We start from the raw sequence: 2,500 nt of genomic DNA on the forward strand, positions 1-2,500 counted from the left end.
CCCCCCCCCGTCTCTTTGAGGCCCCTACCTCTGTTGAGAGAAGTATTTGAGGGCTTAGTGCTCATGTGTTGACAATATAAAAGCAGACGTGCCGTCTTCGTTTCTCTTTCTTCAGATGATGATCCCAAGCCTTCTGGCGATCTCTTAAAATAAAGCCTCACATCATAATCAGTTCGCGGTTTCAAAGAAAAACATGCGTTTCAAAGTGCCATGGATTTTAAAAACTATGGATTTATTAAAACTTATGGGTTTTAAAAAAGGCTTTAAAAGGAAATGACTAAAAAAGAAAGCCACTTAAAAAAGCTTTTCCAGTGATTTAAGATGATACCGGGGAAGGTTTTCCGGTTTATCCCGGAGGGCTTGTAGCTCAGTTGGTTAGAGCGCGCGCTTGATAAGCGTGAGGTCGGAGGTTCAAGTCCTCCCAGGCCCACCAGTTTATGCTCGTTTTTTGCTTATCCAAGAGTATGAAGCTTCAGCGTATTAAAAACGCTTCAATCTTTGTTTATTTTTAAAGATTTAATTTTATCATCCAAAGATTATTTGTTAAATTTATCTTATTAAGCTTTCAAAGAGGCTTTTAAAGCCCCTTCAGTGGTACAGATAAATTTAAATGATGCAAATCAAAATAGTACAGGGAATGCAAGTTGATAAATCTTGTTAAAGTTGATTTGAAAGAGCATTATTTAGGGGCCGTAGCTCAGCTGGGAGAGCACCTGCTTTGCAAGCAGGGGGTCGTCGGTTCGATCCCGTCCGGCTCCACCATTTAGGTCATCATCATGTTGTAAGAACACGGTTTAGTAAAAGGTCCAGTGATCTTTTGCTTGTTCTATTGAAATTGTGAAGAGAAGATATATTCAGACATGTTCCTTTTTTAAGGTTCCTTCTGAGATACAAGTTTTTTGTTAAGAAAAATACTTTCTTGGGAAAATGCTTGTTGTCGAAAAAAAAGGTTTTGGAAAACAGATTTAAAAAAAGATCTTGAAAGAAAAACCTTTCTTCCGAAGAGGAAATCTTAATTTAGAAAAAGAGACATGTGTCGCAAGGGAATGCTCAAAGCCCTTGCTTATGATTGGAAGCTTAACCGCGCCATTGAATATATCTCGAGAAGCTGGTCTTTTCTGCTGATATTTGGTTTGTTTTGCGCTTTATTTTGCACAAGATAAAGAGAAGCAGACAAACCGTGAATGAATATTGGCAATGAGAACGATCAAGTGTCTTAAGGGCATTTGGTGGATGCCTTGGCATGCACAGGCGATGAAGGACGTGATACGCTGCGATAAGCTACGGGGAGGTGCGAATACCCTTTGATCCGTAGATTTCCGAATGGGGTAACCCACCTTTGATGGCTAGAAAAATTAAGCTGTTTTTGTAAAAGGACAGTTTAGTTTTCTAGTCATCTAATAAAGGTATCTACACCTGAATAAAATAGGGTGTAAGAAGCAAACGCAGGGAACTGAAACATCTAAGTACCTGTAGGAAAGGACATCAAACGAGACTCCGTTAGTAGTGGCGAGCGAACGCGGACCAGGCCAGTGGCTTGAATTAAGAAAAGTAGAAACGACTGGAAAGTCGTACCAAAGTGGGTGATAGTCCCGTATACGTAAATCTGATTTAAGTCCTAGAGTAGGGCGGGACACGTGAAATCCTGTCTGAACATGGGTCGACCACGATCCAAGCCTAAGTACTCGTGCATGACCGATAGCGCACCAGTACCGTGAGGGAAAGGTGAAAAGTACCCCGACAAGGGGAGTGAAATAGTACCTGAAACCGAATGCCTACAAACAGTCGGAGCCCAAGATACGTTCTGGGTGACGGCGTACCTTTTGTATAATGGGTCAGCGACTTAGTCTAACGAGCAAGCTTAAGCCGGTAGGTGTAGGCGTAGCGAAAGCGAGTCTGAATAGGGCGTTCAGTTCGTTGGATTAGACCCGAAACCGAGTGATCTAGCCATGAGCAGGCTGAAGGTAAGGTAACACTTACTGAAGGGCCGAACCCGTATCTGTTGCAATAGATTGGGATGACTTGTGGCTAGGGGTGAAAGGCCAATCAAACTCGGAAATAGCTGGTTCTCCGCGAAATCTATTTAGGTAGAGCGTTAGTCGAATTCTCCAGGGGGTAGAGCACTGGATGGGCTAGGGGTCCTCACCGGATTACCAAACCTAACCAAACTCCGAATACCTGGAAGAACTAACTAGCAGACACACGGCGGGTGCTAACGTCCGTCGTGGAGAGGGAAACAACCCTGACCACCATCTAAGGTCCCCAAGTTATGGCTAAGTGGGAAAGGATGTGAGGATCCCAAAACAACCAGGATGTTGGCTTAGAAGCAGCCACCATTTAAAGAAAGCGTAACAGCTCACTGGTCTAAATAAGGGTCCCTGCGCCGAAAATGTAACGGGGCTAAAGCCATACACCGAAGCTGTGGATTTACTCTTTATTGAGTAAGTGGTAGCGGAGCGTTCCGTAAGCCTGTGAAGGGAGACTCGTGAGAGCTCCTGGA

2 tRNA genes and 1 rRNA gene (1 of these 3 cut by a window edge) are annotated in these 2,500 nt (G+C 43.7%); all 3 read left to right on the forward strand.

The features are described 5' to 3' along the window. Nucleotides 1-356: 356 nt before the first annotated feature. Nucleotides 357-433 (forward strand) — tRNA-Ile (locus ACFIL2_RS00270). 253 nt (nt 434-686) lie between these two features. Continuing rightward, nucleotides 687-762, forward strand: a tRNA-Ala gene (locus ACFIL2_RS00275). A 443-nt stretch (nt 763-1,205) separates the two neighbouring features. Then, nucleotides 1,206-2,500: ribosomal RNA gene (locus tag ACFIL2_RS00280) — 23S ribosomal RNA — on the forward strand (it continues 1,520 nt past the right edge of the window).

Origin of the sequence: Bartonella sp. AP30XZML (genome assembly GCF_042195945.1) — a bacterium.
Taxonomy (GTDB): domain Bacteria; phylum Pseudomonadota; class Alphaproteobacteria; order Rhizobiales; family Rhizobiaceae; genus Bartonella.